This window comes from Echinicola marina, from assembly GCF_020463795.1.
GTDB classification, from domain to species: Bacteria; Bacteroidota; Bacteroidia; order Cytophagales; family Cyclobacteriaceae; genus Echinicola; species Echinicola marina.
The window spans coordinates 139,152-157,896 of record NZ_CP080025.1; the positions used below are offsets into that span (position 1 = coordinate 139,152).

At 40.4% G+C, this 18,745-nt stretch carries 16 protein-coding genes and 1 pseudogene; 5 read left to right on the top strand and 12 right to left on the bottom strand.

What is annotated here, in order from left to right; translation table 11 throughout:
- Positions 1-32: 32 nt before the first annotated feature.
- Together KZP23_RS23105 and KZP23_RS00710 are read left to right on the top strand one after the other, a co-directional pair.
- Positions 33-122: pseudogene (locus KZP23_RS23105) on the top strand (DUF3667 domain-containing protein); the annotation flags it as partial.
- 63 nt (positions 123-185) lie between these two features.
- Positions 186-887 carry a hypothetical protein gene (locus KZP23_RS00710; RefSeq protein WP_226334267.1) on the top strand — a complete coding sequence of 234 codons (702 nt, stop codon included), beginning with the start codon at positions 186-188 and terminating at the stop codon, positions 885-887.
- A 33-nt stretch (positions 888-920) separates the two neighbouring features.
- On the opposite strand, the gene hemL is transcribed toward KZP23_RS00710, so the two are convergent.
- From hemL to KZP23_RS00770, 12 genes are all read right to left on the bottom strand, one after another.
- Positions 921-2,213 carry a glutamate-1-semialdehyde 2,1-aminomutase gene (gene hemL, locus KZP23_RS00715; protein ID WP_226334268.1) on the bottom strand — a complete coding sequence of 431 codons (1,293 nt, stop codon included), beginning with the start codon at positions 2,211-2,213 and terminating at the stop codon, positions 921-923.
- A 5-nt stretch (positions 2,214-2,218) separates the two neighbouring features.
- Complete coding sequence (locus tag KZP23_RS00720; RefSeq protein ID WP_226334269.1) at positions 2,219-3,886, bottom strand: ABC transporter substrate-binding protein; 1,668 nt, start codon at positions 3,884-3,886, stop codon at positions 2,219-2,221.
- Between the two features lie 210 nt (positions 3,887-4,096).
- Positions 4,097-5,626 (bottom strand): glutamine-hydrolyzing GMP synthase, encoded by a 1,530-nt coding sequence (gene guaA / locus KZP23_RS00725; RefSeq protein WP_226334270.1) that lies wholly within the window; start codon positions 5,624-5,626, stop codon positions 4,097-4,099.
- A gap of 197 nt (positions 5,627-5,823) precedes the next feature.
- Positions 5,824-7,230, bottom strand: coding sequence for a Gfo/Idh/MocA family protein (locus KZP23_RS00730; RefSeq protein WP_226334271.1), 1,407 nt, complete (start codon positions 7,228-7,230; stop codon positions 5,824-5,826).
- A 77-nt stretch (positions 7,231-7,307) separates the two neighbouring features.
- Entirely contained in the window at positions 7,308-8,294 is a 987-nt protein-coding gene (locus KZP23_RS00735; RefSeq protein WP_226334272.1) for an amidohydrolase family protein, read from the bottom strand.
- Positions 8,295-9,119 (bottom strand): class II fructose-bisphosphate aldolase, encoded by an 825-nt coding sequence (locus KZP23_RS00740; RefSeq protein WP_226334273.1) that lies wholly within the window; start codon positions 9,117-9,119, stop codon positions 8,295-8,297.
- Between the two features lie 8 nt (positions 9,120-9,127).
- A complete protein-coding gene (locus tag KZP23_RS00745) occupies positions 9,128-10,072 on the bottom strand; it encodes a carbohydrate kinase family protein (protein WP_226334274.1) in 945 nt (314 codons plus the stop codon).
- On the bottom strand, positions 10,065-10,988 hold the full coding sequence (locus KZP23_RS00750) for a 1-phosphofructokinase family hexose kinase (protein ID WP_226334275.1): 924 nt from the start codon (positions 10,986-10,988) through the stop codon (positions 10,065-10,067). The genes KZP23_RS00745 and KZP23_RS00750 overlap by 8 nt, the downstream gene beginning before the upstream one ends.
- A 6-nt stretch (positions 10,989-10,994) precedes the next feature.
- Positions 10,995-12,164 carry an SIS domain-containing protein gene (locus KZP23_RS00755; RefSeq protein WP_226334276.1) on the bottom strand — a complete coding sequence of 390 codons (1,170 nt, stop codon included), beginning with the start codon at positions 12,162-12,164 and terminating at the stop codon, positions 10,995-10,997.
- A 471-nt stretch (positions 12,165-12,635) separates the two neighbouring features.
- Positions 12,636-13,703: a M20/M25/M40 family metallo-hydrolase gene (locus KZP23_RS00760; protein WP_226334277.1), complete on the bottom strand. Its 1,068-nt coding sequence runs from the start codon at positions 13,701-13,703 to the stop codon at positions 12,636-12,638.
- Positions 13,704-13,780: 77 nt separating this feature from the next.
- Positions 13,781-14,146 (bottom strand): four helix bundle protein, encoded by a 366-nt coding sequence (locus tag KZP23_RS00765; RefSeq protein WP_226334278.1) that lies wholly within the window; start codon positions 14,144-14,146, stop codon positions 13,781-13,783.
- A gap of 56 nt (positions 14,147-14,202) precedes the next feature.
- Complete coding sequence (locus tag KZP23_RS00770) at positions 14,203-15,786, bottom strand: acyl-CoA carboxylase subunit beta (protein WP_226334279.1); 1,584 nt, start codon at positions 15,784-15,786, stop codon at positions 14,203-14,205.
- Between the two features lie 193 nt (positions 15,787-15,979).
- Here KZP23_RS00770 and KZP23_RS00775 point away from each other — a divergent pair, with 193 nt between their 5' ends.
- The 3 genes from KZP23_RS00775 to KZP23_RS00785 all read left to right on the top strand — a co-directional run bounded on the left by KZP23_RS00775 (position 15,980) and on the right by KZP23_RS00785 (position 18,694).
- On the top strand, positions 15,980-16,951 hold the full coding sequence (locus KZP23_RS00775) for a Ppx/GppA phosphatase family protein (protein WP_226334280.1): 972 nt from the start codon (positions 15,980-15,982) through the stop codon (positions 16,949-16,951).
- 50 nt (positions 16,952-17,001) lie between these two features.
- Positions 17,002-18,078, top strand: coding sequence for an Ldh family oxidoreductase (locus KZP23_RS00780; protein ID WP_226334281.1), 1,077 nt, complete (start codon positions 17,002-17,004; stop codon positions 18,076-18,078).
- A 121-nt stretch (positions 18,079-18,199) separates the two neighbouring features.
- Positions 18,200-18,694, top strand: a complete 495-nt coding sequence (locus KZP23_RS00785; RefSeq protein ID WP_226334282.1) for an OsmC family protein — start codon at positions 18,200-18,202, stop codon at positions 18,692-18,694.
- The last annotated feature ends 51 nt before the right edge of the window (positions 18,695-18,745 follow it).

An 18,745-nucleotide genomic window follows, 5' to 3' on the forward strand; every position in this document is an offset into this window, starting at 1 on the left:
GAAACCAAACTTTTTAGAACAATCCCGGTTTTATCAGCCAGCCAGGAAGACTAAGTATTGAATTTAACGAAGGTAAAAGAACGAAATACATTCACCCCATTAGAATGTACCTCATTCTGTCTATTTTCTATTTTTTCATTATCAGTAGTCTCCTGCCAAAAAACCTTATAGACAAGGCCATTAACATGAATTCCACTCCTCCAGATTCATCCACTTCAACGGTAATCAATCTCACAGATTCTTTGGAGCAAAAAGAAATACAGGAATTGAAAGAGATTTTTGGAGATATAAGTACAGATAGCCTTTCAAAAAAACTTAACCTGCCTGACACATTAGATTCTTCGCCACTGCCCACAAAATCCGATTGGCAGGAGTTAAAAATCATGGCACAGGATGAAGAAATCCCTGACAGCACTTTTATGGATTTGCTTCATAGCAAATACAATTTCATGACTGATCTGGACGACACTATGGTTCGAAATTTCATTGCCAATTCCAATCTGTTTTTTATCGAATCAGCTAAAAACCTTCCAGTGATGATGTTTGTGCTGCTTCCTTTTTTTGCTTTATTCATGAAGCTGTTATACATCAGGAATCCTGGTTTCTATGTGGAGCATTTGGTGGAAGGCTTACATTTGCACAGCTTTGCCTACCTTATTTATGGACTTGGTCTATTATTGATAAAATTCACTCCTGGAATCAGCGAATGGACTTTTTGGCTTTGTTTTATTGTAGTCAGCACCTACACCTATATATCCCTTCTTAAAACCCAAAAACAAGGATGGTTCAAAACCATGGTAAAATTCTGGTTATTGGGATTCTTCTATTTCACTACCCTGTCCATTGCAATTCTGGTTGAGCTCTACCTCTCCTTACTATTGGTATAAAAAAGCCAGTTCGATTGAACTGGCCTAAATTCCTTATGAGTGGATCTCTTTAAGCGATTCCTCATTGGCATAAATAATATGCTCAATATGCTCCTGCTTCAGTGAGGTTGAAAGGAATAAACTCTCAAATTGGGATGGCGCCAAATAAACCCCTCTTTTCAACATGGCCTGGAAATATTTCCCAAACAAAGTTGTATCTGATTCCTTGGCAGACTCAAAGTCTGTCACCTCCTTATTTGTGAAGAACAAACTGTACATACTACCTAAATGGGTTGCTGTATAATCTAGTCCTAATTTCTGCAAACTTTCTTTGATACCTTCTACTATAGCATTACCCGTGGCCTGTAAATCTTTATAAACAGTTGGTGTATCATGCAAGTATTGCAGCATCGCTAAACCTGCTGCCATAGCAATTGGATTCCCAGAGAGTGTGCCAGCTTGATATACCGGCCCAGAAGGTGAAACAAACTCCATGATTTCTTTCTTGCCACCATATGCACCTACAGGCATTCCTCCACCTATAATCTTACCCATGGTAGTCAAGTCAGGAGTAACGCCAAAAACTTCCTGAGCGCCACCTTGTGCAAGACGGAAACCAGTCATTACCTCATCGAATATCAACACAATTCCCTCTTCATCACAAACCTTCCTCAAGCCTTCCAAAAAGCCTTCTTTAGGCAATACAAGCCCCATATTACCGGGAACAGGTTCCAAAATAATTGCAGCTACTTCATTTTTATTGGCCGCCACCAATTCTTTAACTGCTTCAAGGTCATTATAAGGGGCTAACAAAGTATCTTTTGCCGTCCCCTTGGTGACGCCGGGGGAATTGGGTTCTCCCATTGTAATCGCTCCAGAACCGGCTGCAATCAAAAAAGAATCACCATGACCATGGTAATTACCTTCAAACTTGATAAACTTATCCCTACCTGTATAACCTCTTGCCAACCTAACTGCGGACATCGTGGCCTCAGTTCCGGAATTAACCATTCTGACCTTATCCACAGACGGAACCATACTGGTGATCAGATCGGCAATCTCAATTTCCTTGGAAGTAGGTGCTCCAAAAGAAGTACCATCCTCCATTGCTTTAATAATCGCTTCCTTTATCATCGGGTGATTATGTCCAATGATCATCGGCCCCCAGCTATTGATCAACTCTATGAACCGATTTCCATCCTCATCAAAAAGATATGGACCATCGGCCTTTTTTATGAACAAAGGATCCCCTCCTACTGCTTTGAAAGCTCTAACTGGAGAATTTACTCCTCCAGGAATAAATTTTTGGGCCTTAGCAAAAAGCGCCTTACTATTATTGATATTCATTAAAACTATAATTTAATTTCTTCTAGTTTTCCAGCATTCAATTTCAATACTGGAACATACTGATTGGAGTGGCTATTGTTAAAATTCAGACCGAAACTTAAACTTCCTTCTACATTATTATTTTGGTCCAAGTTTCTTCTAAAATCAAACCCGCGCTGATTATTAATGGTTTTTGCTAGCCAGTTCATTAAATCATACCCTACATAGGCATTGGTCCCGGGATATACATGATATCGTTCAAAGAACCTATATCTATAATCCTCTACCGCCTTCTTCGACAAATCAATGGTATTATTCCCTACAAAATACAATTCATTCCCATCTAACATATCAAAATTGGCAAAATTGAAATACAACCAACTGTCCATCACAAAAATTGGAGTTTCTGTTGTCTGAGATTCTAATAAAGAAAGGGTTGGTGACGCGATATAAGGATCATCCGAGAAAATCACTATTTGATCTACGGATGCTGTGCTTCCTGGCCTAACACCTATATTTTCCATAAATCCCCTGATACTACTCGAATTCACCTTTTGATTGAAGACCAACCTATAACCTCTTTTGGATGCTTCCTCGGCAAACTCACGAGCCATCAGTTCATCACGGGTAGAACCAGAATAAGCCAATGCTATCCGGTTACCTTTAACATGTGACCTGCTATAATTCAGAATCCTATCGACAATCACCTTGGTGGATGGCCTAAAAAGATATGCATACTCCATCCCATCAAAACCATCTGTGATATTAGAAAGGGGATTGACAAATGGAATCCTATTATTTTGTGCAAAACCAGCAACAATCTCCGTTTCTTCAGGGTAAAGTGGCCCCACAATTATATCAGCCTTAGAAAAAAATGGGTCAGCCAAAATCTTGTTTACCACTTCATTTTTCCTTTCTGTATCAAAAGTTTTGACCTCTATATCCATTCCTTGCGAACGAGCACGCTCAATAGCCATGCTAATTCCTTGGTACAATTCAAAAATAAAATTATTTCCTTCCAGATCACTGACGCCAGCCCCTCCTTGATAGTTAAATGGCAAAACGACTGCCACATCTAAGGTCTCATTCTTGATTCTGGCAGTGCCGGTATTCCCCTCCCCTAAATCCATATTCTCCATTTCAGCAAGAATCTTCTTCTCACCACTGGTCAAAACAGATTGGCTGAGCAGCTTCTCCTTCAAGGCAAGGGTATAACCTTTGTTTTGTTTAAAAGCCCCCCAATGTGCCGCCAAAAAACTGGTAGTTGCATTTTTGCTTAAATAATCATAACTGGCTTTATACCCCTCTTTTTTTAGCATCTCACCATCTATTTTACTTATTTGACTTAGACCATCATAGGCTTCATTTTGAGCAAAATAGACCAGTGTCAAAAGATAAAGCCCATCGTCTTCTCTCTCCCAATTATAGTTACCCAATAGATCAAGTAAGGTAGCCTGGGCCAATTGATATTGATTGTTTTTATAGGCGGACCTAGCAAAGTGATAACGGGCGTATAAGGACAAATTACCATACTCCTTATAATTCAAATAAGGCCTCAACTGATCCATGGCCTCTTCCTGATTGCCAAGGTCAATTAAGCGCACTGCTCCACTATATCCCTCCCCTTTTTGTTGGGCCATAGCAGATAAATGGAATATCAGCCCCAAAAGTACTATTAGATATTTTTTTTTCATGGGTAAGATTAACTTAGAATGATTTACCAGAACAAAAGGAAAGACCTCCTCATTGGATGAGAGCAAGCATCAATTGACGTGCTCATGACTAAACCTGTTCCTGAACGCTTTGAATCAAATTTTATACCTTTCTTTGAAGGTTTACGAATTTAATTGATTTTGATACAAAACCAGATAAAAAAAGCCTGATTTACACCAGGCTTTATAATTTTATTCCCACTCAATGGTGGCAGGTGGCTTAGAGCTGATATCATAAACAACTCTATTCACTCCTTTTACTTTATTTATTATTTCATTGGATATCAAACCCAAGAATTCATAAGGCAAATGCACCCAATCTGCTGTCATACCATCCACTGAGGATACTGCTCTCAGCGCAACCACCTTTTCATAAGTCCGTTCATCTCCCATTACCCCTACAGATTGTACTGGCAATAAAATAGCACCAGCTTGCCAAACTTCATCATATAGGCCATGATCCTTCAGACCCTTGATGAAAATATGATCCACCTCTTGAAGGGTCGCTACTTTCTCTTCAGTAATATCACCTAAAATCCTAATTGCCAAACCAGGACCAGGGAACGGATGTCTTCCGATAATTGCTTCTGGGATCTCCAAAGCTCTTCCTACAGCTCTTACGCCATCTTTAAATAAAGTATTTAATGGCTCAACCACTTTTAACTTCATGAAGTCAGGCAAGCCTCCCACATTATGGTGAGATTTGATGGTTGCCGAAGGTCCATTGACAGACACAGACTCAATCACGTCCGGATAGATGGTTCCTTGCCCTAACCATTTAACGCCCTCTATTTTGTGTGCCTCATCGTCAAATACTTCAATAAATGTATTTCCGATGGCCTTACGTTTATCTTCAGGATCTGTCTTGCCTTTCAAGGAATCATAAAATCGCTGTTTGGCATCTACTCCAATCACGTTCAAGCCAAGATCTTTGTAGGACTCCAATACCTCTTCATATTCATTTTTCCTGAGCAAACCATTATCTACAAAAACACAAGTAAGATGATCTCCAATGGCTTTATGAATCAAAATCGCAGCAACTGATGAATCCACTCCTCCAGACAATCCCATCACTACTTTATCCTCTCCCAACTTCTCTTTTAGGCCTTCTATGGTGGAATCAATAAAAATATCTGATGTCCAATCCTGACTGCATCCACAAATTTGGACCACAAAATTCCTCAACAAGTTCTTGCCTTCCAAGGAATGGGTTACTTCAGGGTGAAATTGAATACCATAAGTGTCTTCATCTTTCACTTTAAAGGCAGCCACCTTTACTGAAGGAGTACTGGAGATAACATCAAATCCCTCAGGTAATTCCTTAATGGTATCCCCATGAGACATCCATACTTGCGAATCATAGGATACTTCATGGAACAAATCTACGTGCTTATCTATATAACTTAGATTTGCCCGGCCGTATTCTCTGATCTCAGAAGGCAGTACAGTCCCACCATATTTCTGAGCCAATAACTGGGACCCATAACATACACCCAACAAAGGAAGTTTTCCACGGAATTGATCGAGGTCCAAATCTGGAGCCCCTTCATCCCTAACCGAACAAGGACTGCCGGACAATATAACTCCTTTTATATCTGGAGTAATTTCTGGGATGTTATTGAATGGATGAATTTCACAGTACACATCGAGTTCTCTTACTCTTCTGGCTATAAGCTGCGTATACTGCGAACCAAAATCTAGGATTAATATCTGTTCTGCCATGCGCAAAGTTAACCACACTTAAAGAAATGAAAAAGTACTTTCAGAAAATTTCGAAATAATATTTGGAATCCACTCAACAAAAGCTCTCCTGCTCCCACTTTATAGAATCAAAAAACCGTCACAATCAATCCAAAAAAGGCAAAAAAAGTCCCCGCAAAAACCGCGAGGACTTTCCCATATGGCAATTTAATTTGCTTTTAAACCCTTACTTTGGTATTTCCTCCACCTTCTAGGGTAATGCTAACTGGCGTATTGGTTTTCCAAGCTCCACCAGTAAAGTCTGGCACATCAATAGAGGTAGCTCTATTGGCTACAGACCATTCAGACAATGGAGAAATAGCACTCCAAAGGGCTGCATCATAAACATCTTGATCCAACGGAAGTCCATTCCTAAGACAATCCACCAATCTCCATGTCATCATAAAGTCCATACCTCCGTGACCTCCGATTTTCTTGGCCATTTCACCCACTTTCTTGGTGATTTCTGGAGTATATTTTTCCTTCAGGTCATTCATTTGTTCCTCTGTAAACCACCTATGTCCAGTAGCGACACCTTCTTTTGGCCATTTTCTAGCAATCCCCTTGGTACCGCTTACCAAATGGATTCTTGAATATGGTCTTGGAGAAGTCACATCATGCTGGATCATGATAGAACGCCCTTTCTTGGTTTTCACAATAGTGGTGTTCATATTTCCTCTGTAATCCTCTTCTGCATAAGAAGCAAAGAAATTATCCTCTTCAGCTAGTTCCTGGGCATGCTTCTTCATCATGAAGTCATTACTTGACAAGGAAGTCAAATAATCCATTTGGTCACCTCTGTTGATGTCCATGATCTGACAGATTGGTCCCAATCCATGAGTAGCATAAAGGTTACCATTTCGGAAGTTTTCCTTTAACCTCCACATATCCTCATAACCAGTTTTGCTGAAGTTCAATCCTAGCAAGTCATGTAAGTAAGCGCCTTCCCCATGCACGATATCTCCAAAGAAACCATCTCTGGCCATATTCAAGGTCATCATTTCGAAGAAGTCATAGCAACAGTTCTCCATCATCATGCAGTGCTTCTTAGTGCGCTCAGAAGTCTCCACCAATTCCCAGCATCCTTCCAAAGTAGTCGCAGCAGGAACCTCAATAGCAACGTGTTTATCTGATTCCATGGCATATACGGCCATTGGTACGTGCCAATCCCATGGAGTAAGGATGAAGATCAAATCGATGTCATCTCTGTCCACCATTTCTTTCCATGCATATGCTGACCCTGAATAAGTATCAGGATTGTGAGGCGTTCCTTTTAACTTTTCCTTCATCTTGTCCACCTTCTCAGGAACAAGGTCACAAATACCCTTTATCTCAACACCTTGTATTTTGCTCATTCGCTCTACGTGACCTGGACCACGCATCCCCAAACCAATGAATCCTACGCGAACTACATCTAGTTTTGGAGCGGCATAACCAGACATATTGAAACGCTGGTTTGCTTTTCTTTTGCTTTGTTTTAATACATTATCCATTTCGGCTTGAGTGAAGCCACTCATACCTGCTCCTACCAACCCCATGCCTGCCAATCCAGACAGCTTAAGAAAGTCTCTTCTATTATTGCTCATTTTTATTATATGGTTAGTGTAATTTTTCTCTTTTTAATTTCTTCCTTGGCCTAATTGACAGGACAATAAACCATCTTCTACTGACCAAATCGATAAATCCTTGCGGCATTGGAATAAAATATCTTTTCCAAAACTTCCTCAGGCAAAGCTAGTCCTTTAAAAGTCCCTGAAAATTCAGGAGCTTCCAATTCCTTTTCCGTTGCAAAGAAGTCCCAGTGGAATTTCCACAAATGCTCCAGCCTATCTGCTACACCTTGCTCTCCAAAAGACCCATCATCAATTACATCCGTTCCATAAATGATCCTGTCCTGATACTTGATCATGAAGTTTCTCACATCTTCCCATCTCTCCTTGGATTGCAATTGCAAATGACAAACTCTTTCTGCCAAGTCTGTGAGCAAGTTAGGATATTTATCCATTCGCTTACTTACTTCATCAATGCTGTATTCCATACTTAGCAAGTGAAGCCCCACAAAATTAAGCTTCGGATACTTTTCCAGCATATTATCCCTAGCATCCATTTGCGCCATATAGGAAGGATATTCTGGATGAAGGTACATGTGATATTCTGGATGACCCTGAAAATAATTCCTATCCGAATCAACAGTCATTTCTTCCAATGGCAACCAGCAATTTCTAGGCTCCCCTTGATGACCTATCAAAAGAATCTCATTTTCTTCCAAGTACTTGAATATAGGCGCTAAACTTTCATCATCGATCATGATAAACCTACCATCTTTATCCTGTAAGTCCATCCCGATATTTTTCCAGATTTTTACTCCAACGGCACCATTGTCCAGACCTCTTTGAATTTGTGCAATGGCCTTATCAGCCCAATCAGACTCACCCCAATTCTCTGTGGAGAAGGATGTGATATATTTGATCTGATTGGGATACTTTTTATCCAATTCCTTTATCACCTGCTCTTGTCCCTCAATAGAATCAAAAAAAGGAATCTCAGTAATAATGGAAAGAAACGATACCCCATGCGCTAACGCTTTTTCCATTTTTTGGGTGGAAGTAGTGTTCAGATGTACGTGGGCGTCAATAAAGGGGCGTATCATTTACTGTTCGTTTTTCATTATTTCCAACTTCTTAGTTACCAAACCGGTAACCGATTCTGTAGCCTTAGGAAACACCTTTCTAAGGTCGATCTCCTCATTTTCTTTCAACAATTGCTGAAGTGTTTTCATGAAGATATTTTTGATTTCAGTAGCAAGATTCACCTTACAGATACCTTTAGAAATAGCCTCTCTCAATTGGGCCTCAGGCACCCCAGAACTACCGTGCAATACCAAAGTTGCTGGTGTAGCAGCTGCAATCTCAGTCAATAAGTCAAACTGCAATTTAGGTTCTTCTTTATAGAATCCATGGGCAGTACCAATTGAAATGGCCAAAGCATCTACTCCTGTTTGCTCCACAAAAGTGCTTGCCTCTTCCGCTGTAGTAAAGCCTTGGTGCTCATGAGACTGACCTAACTTAGCCACATATCCCAATTCTGCCTCTACATGCGCTCCATATTTATGGGCTCTTTTTACTACTTCTTGGGTGATTTTCACATTTTCCTCAAAAGGCAATTCACTACCATCGATCATCACAGAATCAAAACCAGCATCCAAACAAGCCTGAGCCAATTCTACTGATCCTCCATGGTCAAGGTGAATCCATCCTTTCACTCCATATTGCTCCAATGCCGCTCTACCCATGGCAACGGCAGTATTTAAGCCCATATAATCAATTGAACTTTGGGTCAACTGAAGAATAATAGGTTCGTCCAAAGCTGAAGCGGCCTTCAATACTCCCTGAAGGGTTTCAAGGTTGTAGAAGTTAGTTGCTAAAAGGCCACGTTTCTTAGTGGTAAACTCTCTTAATTGATCTTTTATTTTCATTATGACGATTAGATTTCTTGATTTAAAATACTCTTGGCCCTACTTTTTAAGTTTTCCATATTATCAAAAGCACCGGTTCCTCCCGCCGCAGTAGTATTGAGTGCACCGGTCAGATTGGCAAACTTCAGGCATTCTTCCCAGGTATTTCCCTGTAGAAACTTACAGATAAAGCCTGCATTGAAACTATCCCCAGCTCCAATAGCATCAACAAATTGATCATTGATATAAGGTTCTGCCTTGATAATCTCCCCTTTTTGATAAACCAGTCCTCCTTTTATCCCCATCTTTAGGGCTATAATATTGGCATGGTCCTTCAGCTCTGCCAAGGCTTCATCTATTTCAGTCTTTCCTGTAAGAGAAAGCAACTCTGATTCATTCGGTAGAAATATATCCACATAAGGCAAACAGGACTTATAGTCAAAATCCCACTGGTCATCCGGATCTACTTGAAGATCCAGTGAAGTGCTCATCCCTGCTTCTTTGGCCTTTTTAAAGATCTCAGTGATATCTTTTTGAATTCCCTTTTGAAGAAAGTAATTGGACAAATGAAAATGCTTGTACTCCGATGCCTTTTCCCAAGGAATGTCTTCAATGGTCAAATCTTCCATAGCCCCACAATAAGTCACATTCGCTCTGTCCTGATCATAATTCATCACTACTGTCAAGCCCGTCTTGAACGCTTTGGAAACCGAAATATGCTCCACTCCGACTTGTTTGTTCTTTAAAGTTTCACACACAAACTGACCGAAATCATCATTTCCTACTTTTCCGCAAAAGGAAGTCTCAATTCCCAGGGTAGCTATATTGGAGGCAAATATGGCAGAAGAACTCCCCAAAGTCACATCCATCTTCTCGGCTACCTTTTCGGAACCCATTTCAGGAAATCCTTTGATTTGATTTAGGATCAAATCTATATTCAGTTCACCTACTACTAAAAGGTCTTTTTTATGCATAACTTAATTCTTTTATTGACACCTTAGGAAGCAATTCCTCCACATCCGAACGATACAACATTCCCAAATCTTCTCTCAGACAGTTAGCAGCTCCAAAAGCAACTCCATGCCTAGCGATCTCCTCGACAGAAAACCCTTGGTTCACCCCATAGGCTATCCCTGCAGTCAAACAATCTCCACTTCCAACAGTACTTACTACCTGATCAATCACTACATTGGCATGAATTATCTTTCCTAAATAGCCAAGATAAAGTCCTTCCTTTCCCCGGGTAAGTGCTACCAAATCCACTTTCTCACTTAAAACCTGCATGGCCTCCAAAGGATCATCCTTTCCACAAAGCTCCTTTGCTTCATGTTCATTGAGATGCAATCCAAAAAAACCTCTTTCCAGCGCATTGGCAAGTTGTATACCACTACAGTCCAAAATGACTTTTTTGCCTTTTTCTTCTGCTATCGCTGTCATTTCTGCATAAGCAAATGCTGGGCTTCCTTTAGGCCAAGAGCCAGAAAGGACTGCAAGACCAGCATTATCCAAATGCTCGCTGAAGTTTTTTATAAATGCAAGATACTGTCCCTCATTTAACTCGGGACCTGGCTCCAACAATTCTGTATGATGCAAATCCTCGTCCTCTGAAAGAAAGGTATAGCACTTTCTATTGGCACCTACCAATTCAGGCCCATAGCTTTTCATTCCCAATTCTTCACAAAACTCCCTTATCCATTTACCTGAATGCCCAGCCCAACTACCCAATAAATCAGTTTTTGAACCAAACTCATTAAGGGCCATGGCTACATGAACACCTTTTCCTCCTGCAAACTCCTGTAGTTTCGTTATCCTATTGGCAACACCCAGTTCCATCGTATTCAACCATGCATAAGTATCCACTGAAGGATTAGGACAAACTGAAAGGATCATGTCAATTTACTTTTTGTATATAATTACTCCTTGAACTACCCTGCTGATCGCTCCACTTACAGAAGGATTATCAGGTTGCAAGCCTAATTGAAGACATTTGTAAAAACCTAATAACTGCCCTACCATGGTAGCAGGCAACACATTGAATACCGCATCCTCAGCAGCTCCTTCAACAGGTATATTCAAAATAGAATTATACTCTTCTACATTTTCGTCACCGAAACAAACGGTTTTAATATCTCTTTTATCCTGTCCGATACTCAAAGCCAAATCATTTTCATATTGGACGACATGGGCATCTTTTGCAAATAAATATACTACCAAAGAATCCTCATTGGCCACTGCCCTAGGTCCATGCCTGAAACCTAAGAAAGAATCATGCTTACAAACCACTTGACCATCAGTTAGCTCCTGTAATTTCAAATGACACTCCCTTGACACCCCTAGCATTGAACCCGATCCAAGGAAAATCACTCTTTTGAAATCGCGTTCTGCCAAAGCCTCAAAATCTTCCAATTGATGATGCAGGATATGATTAGCGGTAGCAACAGCATTATCAAAGGCTGGTTTTAACTTATCCAATGCTTTAATTCCCGCAACCATCAAAACAGTCAGCAACATAGAAGTAAAACTTCCTGTCATTGCAAGGCTATTGTCATTTGCTGCTTCAGGCAATACAATTGCCAAACAGTTTCCTTCACACTCGTTGGCATAAGCCGCCAATTGCCCCTCAGCATTACATGTAATGACCAAATGATATATTTGATTACAAAACTTATCTGCCAATCTTACCGCTTCCACACTCTCTGGACTATTCCCTGACCTTGCAAAAGAAACCAAAACTGTTGGTGTACCAGCCATGAAAAATAATTCCGGATGCGTCACCAAATCGGTAGTCGCAATGGCCTGAGTCAACACACCGGTTTTTTGCTGAACGATGCCCTGAGCTGATTCTCCGATAAACGCCGATGAACCTGCCCCAGTCAAGATTATCCTAGCATTACCTTTTTCAAAAATTGGATCAACAAAATCCTGGATCTTCTCCTTCATTTGATCCACTTGTTCATAAACCTGGCTCCATAGCTCTGGCTGCCCAGCTATTTCTTTTGCTGTGTGAAATGCCCCTTTTTTCTCTGCTAATTCAGTATTAAGGGTCAAGTAAGTGGTTTGTATCATATCTATTTTTTCTATAAAATCAAATTAATCGGGCAACCTCACCTGCACAAAACTTCATGCAAGAACCTATTAATTACCTTTTGATTACAAAAACCTCTCAGAAATCGACTTACGCCCAATTTCCTTTCGTTTTATAACTACTTCAAATTAAACGAAATAAAATGAAACAAAAAAATTTCAATACGTTTTTAACAAAGCTGCAAACATGAACCTAGCCTTGCCTTCCTCTCCTATCCACTCATATTAAGGAATCAAAACGAGGATTTTCGGCCACTATTATCTAAAATGAGAAAAAATCAGTTTAAATCATTCTTTACATAACCGATTAGAAATTAATAATAAAATAATTATTTCAATACATTTAATTTTCATTTTCTTACGTTAAATTGAAACAAGTAAAAAACATCTTTATCCTATAAAAAAAGGACAGCTTTTGGCTGCCCTTTAATATTTAACATATTTCACTATCTCCTATTCGATGTATTTGAAGTTAAATCCTGGATCTAAATCCTCTAAAAATGCTACAATCAAATCAATCACTGACTGAATATCTTTTTTACTAGCTGTCTCGACAGTAGTATGCATATATTTCAAAGGAAGAGAAATCAAGGCAGAAGGCACCCCATCATTGGAATAAGCAAATGCGTCAGTATCTGTACCTGTACTTCTGGAAGCCGCTGCTCTCTGAAATGGCAACTTCCTTTTTTTTGCTGAAGCGATGACCAAATCCAATAGCTTTTTATGTACTGAAGCCCCATAAGTCAACACAGGTCCTTTACCAGCCACCTGTTCTCCGCTTGTGATTTTATTATACATGGGAGCTGTAGTGTCATGGCATACATCAGTAATCACAGCCAAATTGGGTTTTATCTTGGCAGCGATCATTTCAGCACCTCTTAACCCTATTTCTTCTTGTACCGCATTCACAATATAAAGACCAAATGGCAATGCTCTTCCGCTGTCTCTTAACTTCTTGGCTACTTGAGCTATCATATAACCTCCGATTCGGTTATCCAGCGCTCTTCCTGCATAAAATTTACCATTTAGATCCATCAGTTCATCTCGGAAGGTCACCACACAACCAACATGAACCCCTAATTCTTCTACCTCTTCCTTTGACCTTGCTCCTACATCAATAAAAATATTTTCCAAGCTTGGCTTATCTTCCTTATCTCCCTTCCTAACATGTATGGCCGGCCATCCAAATATCCCTGGGATTATCTTCTCATCTGTGTGGATATTTACCCGCATGGAAGGCGCAATCATATGATCTGAGCCTCCATTTCTCCTTACATAAATATATCCCTCTGGCGTAATATAGTTCACAAACCAGCTAATTTCATCAGCATGAGCCTCTATCACCACTTTAAAAGAGGCTTCTGGATTGATAACACCTACTGCTGTGCCATAAGCATCCGTAAAATATTCATCCACATAAGGCTTTAAATAATCCAACCAGATTTGCTGACCAGAAGCTTCAAAGCCTGTGGGAGAGGCATTGTTTAGGTATTTATAGAGAAATTGTTCTTCGTTTGTCATAAAACTAAATTAATATGGTATTTGCTTATTATGTTAAATGTAAACTACTTGATTAATACTCTAATCAAGTAACTATGTTACAATTTTCTACTCTTTTTTATAGAAGAAATATGGCCATTTAAGAGCTTCAAGCAATCATAATGATAATCTCGATAATCTTTTAGATCATCTATAGAAATCAAACCTTCGTCAAAAGCAACAATCATATGGTCTAATGTTTCAAAAAGAGATCCTCTAGCCTGTCTACAAAATTGGATATTCTCATCATAAGTTCCTCTTCCAAACCCTTCCGCAATATTATTCCCTATAGACCTTGAAGATTTTTTCACCTGACTGACCAGTACAAACTTCTCCTCAACCGGGAAATCGCTTACTAGGTTAGCGGCAAAAACCCTTAAATCTCTCGCTTTTCCCCATACTTCGAGCTCCTCAAAACTATTCATAAATTAAAATCTATAAAAACTACCATAACCCCATTACCAATACCTCCTATTTTCTCTCACAAAGGAATATTCCCATGCTTCTTTTTGGGCAGTACATCCACCTTGTTTTCCAACATTTTAAATCCAGAAATTAACTTTTTCCGGGTATTCGAAGGTAAAATCACCTCATCCACATATCCCCTGTGCGCAGCTCTGTAGGGATTTGCAAATTCCCTGGTGTATTCATCGATTTTTTCTTGCAGCTTTTCCTCGGGATTCTCTGCATTAGCAATCTCCTTCTTAAAAATGATCTCTGCCGCCCCCTTTGCTCCCATCACGGCAATTTCAGCAGTCGGCCATGCAAAATTCAAGTCAGCACCGATATGCTTGGAATTCATCACATCATAAGCTCCACCGTAGGCCTTCCGCGTTATCACTGTTATCCGGGGAACAGTTGCTTCCGAAAAGGCATAGAGCAGTTTTGCCCCATTGGAAATAATACCATTCCACTCTTGGTCAGTCCCAGGCAAAAAACCCGGCACATCTACCAAAACCAATAAGGGAATATTGAAACAATCACAAAATCGAACAAACCTTGCGGCCTTAATAGAAGCATGATTATCCAAAACACCCGCCAAAGACTGAGGCTGGTTTCCGACGATACCAATACTCCTTCCTGCTATCCTGCCAAATCCAACGACCATATTATCGGCATAATCCTTATGCACCTCCAAAAAGCTGTCTTCATCAACAATTCCTCTTACCACCTTACGCATATCATAAGGATGATTAGGATTTTCAGGAACAATACTATCCAATTCCTTTCTCGCTTCATCCCTTCTCATTTCATAAAAATATACAGGAGCATCGTCCTCACAATTTTGAGGCATATAGCTTAACAGCCGCTTTATATTCATAATACATTCTACCTCATTTGCACAGGCAAAATGGGTCACGCCACTTTTCACACTGTGTGCACTCGCCCCTCCCAGCTCCTCCGCGGTTACATTTTCCTGGGTCACAGTCTTCACCACATTTGGACCTGTCACAAACATATAAGAAGTTTCCTCCACCATCATAATAAAATCTGTAATAGCAGGAGAATAAACAGCCCCTCCTGCGCACGGCCCCATGATGGCCGAAATCTGAGGTATCACACCTGAAGCTAAGGTATTTCTGTAAAAAATATCTGCATAGCCACCTAGTGAACTCACCCCTTCTTGAATCCTAGCACCACCAGAGTCATTTAAGCCTATTACTGGAGCTCCATTTTTCATGGCCATATCCATAATTTTACAAATTTTCTCTGCATGCGTTTCTGACAAGGATCCCCCAAAGACTGTAAAATCCTGGGAAAACACATAAACTAACCTTCCATTTACCTCTCCATAACCCGTAATCACTCCATCTCCTAGGTAATATTCCTTATCTAGTCCAAAGTCCTTACAACGGTGCATTTTAAACTTGTCTATCTCTTGAAAAGTCCCTTCATCTATCAATAAATCTACTCTCTCCCGCGCTGTCAGCTTGCCCTTTTCATGTTGAATTGCTATCCTGTCCTTTCCTCCACCTTGAAGTGATTCCTCATTTTTCTTTTTTAACAGATCCAATTTTTCTTGATTACCTGGCAAGGTATACACTCCTTTGGTTGAACTTTTCATGGGCTTATGTTTTAGTAGCTTTAACCAAATATAATCAGGATGGCCATAGGGATGAAATTTTCAGCTTCATTATGACTGTTGAATTATCCTGTTTTTTACAGCAACCATTTACACTCTTTCTCTCATAAAGTCCGGCAATCACTAAGCTTTTTAAATAAACTTTTTATATTCGCACAACCAAAAGAAGGGCATTATGAGAGATGCAAAGGCAGCCATCATTGATATGGGGACCAACACATTCCATTTGTTGTTAGTAGAACTTGATAAAGGTGGTTTTAAAACCATCTACAAGGAAAAGGTCCCAGTAAAAATTGGACAAAAAGGAATAAGCAAAAACTTTATCCACCCGGATGCTGAGAAAAGAGCCCTCGATACCCTTACGCATTTCAGGAAGGAAATTGATGCAAATGGTATCCAGCAAATTTATGCTTTTGCCACCAGCGCTGTACGTAATGCCCGAAATGGAAGCCAATTTGTAAAAGACATCAAAGAAAAGGTCAATATAAAAGTAAATGTCATCGATGGGGACCAGGAAGCCCAGCTGATATATGAAGGTATTAATTTTAGTGGATCCTTAAATGCCGAAAACAGCCTTATGATGGATATCGGCGGCGGTTCTGTTGAATTTATCATCGGCAACGAAAAAGAGGTCTTATGGAAGCAAAGCTTTGAAATCGGGGGCCAAAGAATGCTTGACCTTTTCCATTATCATGATCCCATCCTCGGAGAGGAAGTTGTAAAGCTTACACAGTACCTCAAAGAAAAGCTCACTGATCTCATCAATGCCCTGGAAAAGTACAAACCCAAAAGGCTGGTAGGAGCATCCGGGACTTTTGACACACTCACTGACATGTACTATGCCTCTTCCAAACTCTCAAAAATACAAGGACAAAGTGTTTTCCACTTACCCAGGGCCGCATTTGAAATATTAGCCCAAAAGCTGGTCACCCTAAACAAAGCGCAAAGACTCCAAATCCCAGGAATGATCCCAATGAGGGTAGACATGATCGTAGTCGCTTCCTGTTTGATAGAATTTATCTTACAATATGTGGACGCTCCCGAACTTGTTTGTTCCAATTACGCTTTAAAAGAGGGGGTAATCTCCAGGCTGATCAACAAGAATGAAATGTTGCCATGTGGAGACATGGAAAACGCCAGACCATAAAATTTTAAATCATAGACCTTCAGGTCTCAGACCTTCAAATAAAAATCAGCATGAACTTTAACTTTGAAGGGCTATTTGCCTTTACCAAAAGTATTTTCATCAAAATGGGCTGTCCAGAAGAAGACGCCCAAACAGCCACTGAAGTTTTACTATCTGCCGACTTAAGAGGGGTAGACTCTCATGGCGTAGCCCGTTTATCCGGCTATGTGAGACTTTGGGAAGCTGGACGGATAAATCCCCAACCCAATATAAGAATCGTCCATGAAAGCCCTAGCACAGCCGTGGTAGATGGAGACGGGGGCCTTGGTTTGGTAGTCGCCCCATATGCCATGAAAGTAGCTATTGAAAAAGCAAAAAATGCTGGCACCGGTTGGGTTTCAGTCAAAAACTCTAACCACTACGGCATTGCTGGACACCATGCCATGCAAGCTTTAAAGCATGACATGATTGGCATGTCCATGACCAATGCTAGCCCATTGGTAAGCCCCACTTTCTCCAAAGAAAGATTATTGGGTACCAATCCTATAGCTGTAGCTATACCAGCCAATGAACAACCCGCTTTTGTTGCAGACATGGCCACCACCACCGCTGCAAATGGCAAACTGGAAATTCTACAAAGAAAAGAGGAACAAGCACCTTCAGGTTGGATACAGGACAAAGAGGGCAACCCCACCACCAATCCTTATGGTGTCAAAGAAGGTGGTGCCCTGCTCCCTTTGGGTGGCGACAGGGAACACGGCTCCCACAAAGGTTATGCACTGGGATCTATCGTTGACATTTTCTCTGCCGTGCTTTCTGGTGCCAATTACGGCCCGTGGGTCCCTCCATTTGTTGCCTTTTTACAGCCAGACCCAAACCCAGTTGGAGAAGGCATTGGACACTTCTTTGGAGCCATGAGAGTAGATGCTTTCAGGCCGGCCGATGAATTCAAAGCCCATATGGACAATTGGATCTGCAGATTCCGCAAAGCCAAAACCACTCCAGGAAATGAAAAAGTTTTGGTCCCTGGTGATCCTGAAAGGGAGCTTGAGAAAGAACGAATCAAGAACGGCATTCCTCTCCTTAAACCAGTAGAAAATGATCTTAGAGAACTCGGAAAAAAATTAGAGGTTGAATTCTCTCTTTAATTCCTCCCAAGACATCAACAACCCAAGCTATTGATGTCTTGGGTTTTATATTTTTTTGTTTTTTTTCATTTAACACCTTCTTAACCATAGAAATTTCAAGCTATTTTTTTATCTTATTCGCATGTCAAAATTCCATCATTACCAAACCGTCTTAGAGTGGACCGGAAATTCCGGTATGGGTACTCGCGGCTATCTTGCCTACCAAAGAAATTTTGAAATCATCACAGAGGGAAAGCCTCATTTATTGGGAAGTGCGGATCCCTGTTTTAGGGGTGATAAAACCCGCCACAACCCGGAAGAGATGTTTCTCGCAAGTATATCTTCTTGTCATATGCTGTGGTACCTTCATCTCTGTGCAGAAGCGGGTGTAAGTGTCGTAGCATATGAAGACCACGCTGAAGGCATCATGCATGAAAACAAGAATGGATCGGGCCAATTTAATGAAGTCGTACTTTATCCTGTGGTTACAGTGGAAGCAGAATCCATGAAGACTAAAGCCATGCAATTACATGAAGAAGCCAAAAAACATTGTTTCATAGCCAACAGCTGCAATTTCCCTATCAGACACAAGCCAGTAATAAGGTTGGCGAAAAAAAATGCTTCAGCCCAATACTGAGCCAATAAGAAGAATTTAATTTCTAAAAAAGTTGTCGAAACCTTGGCTTTT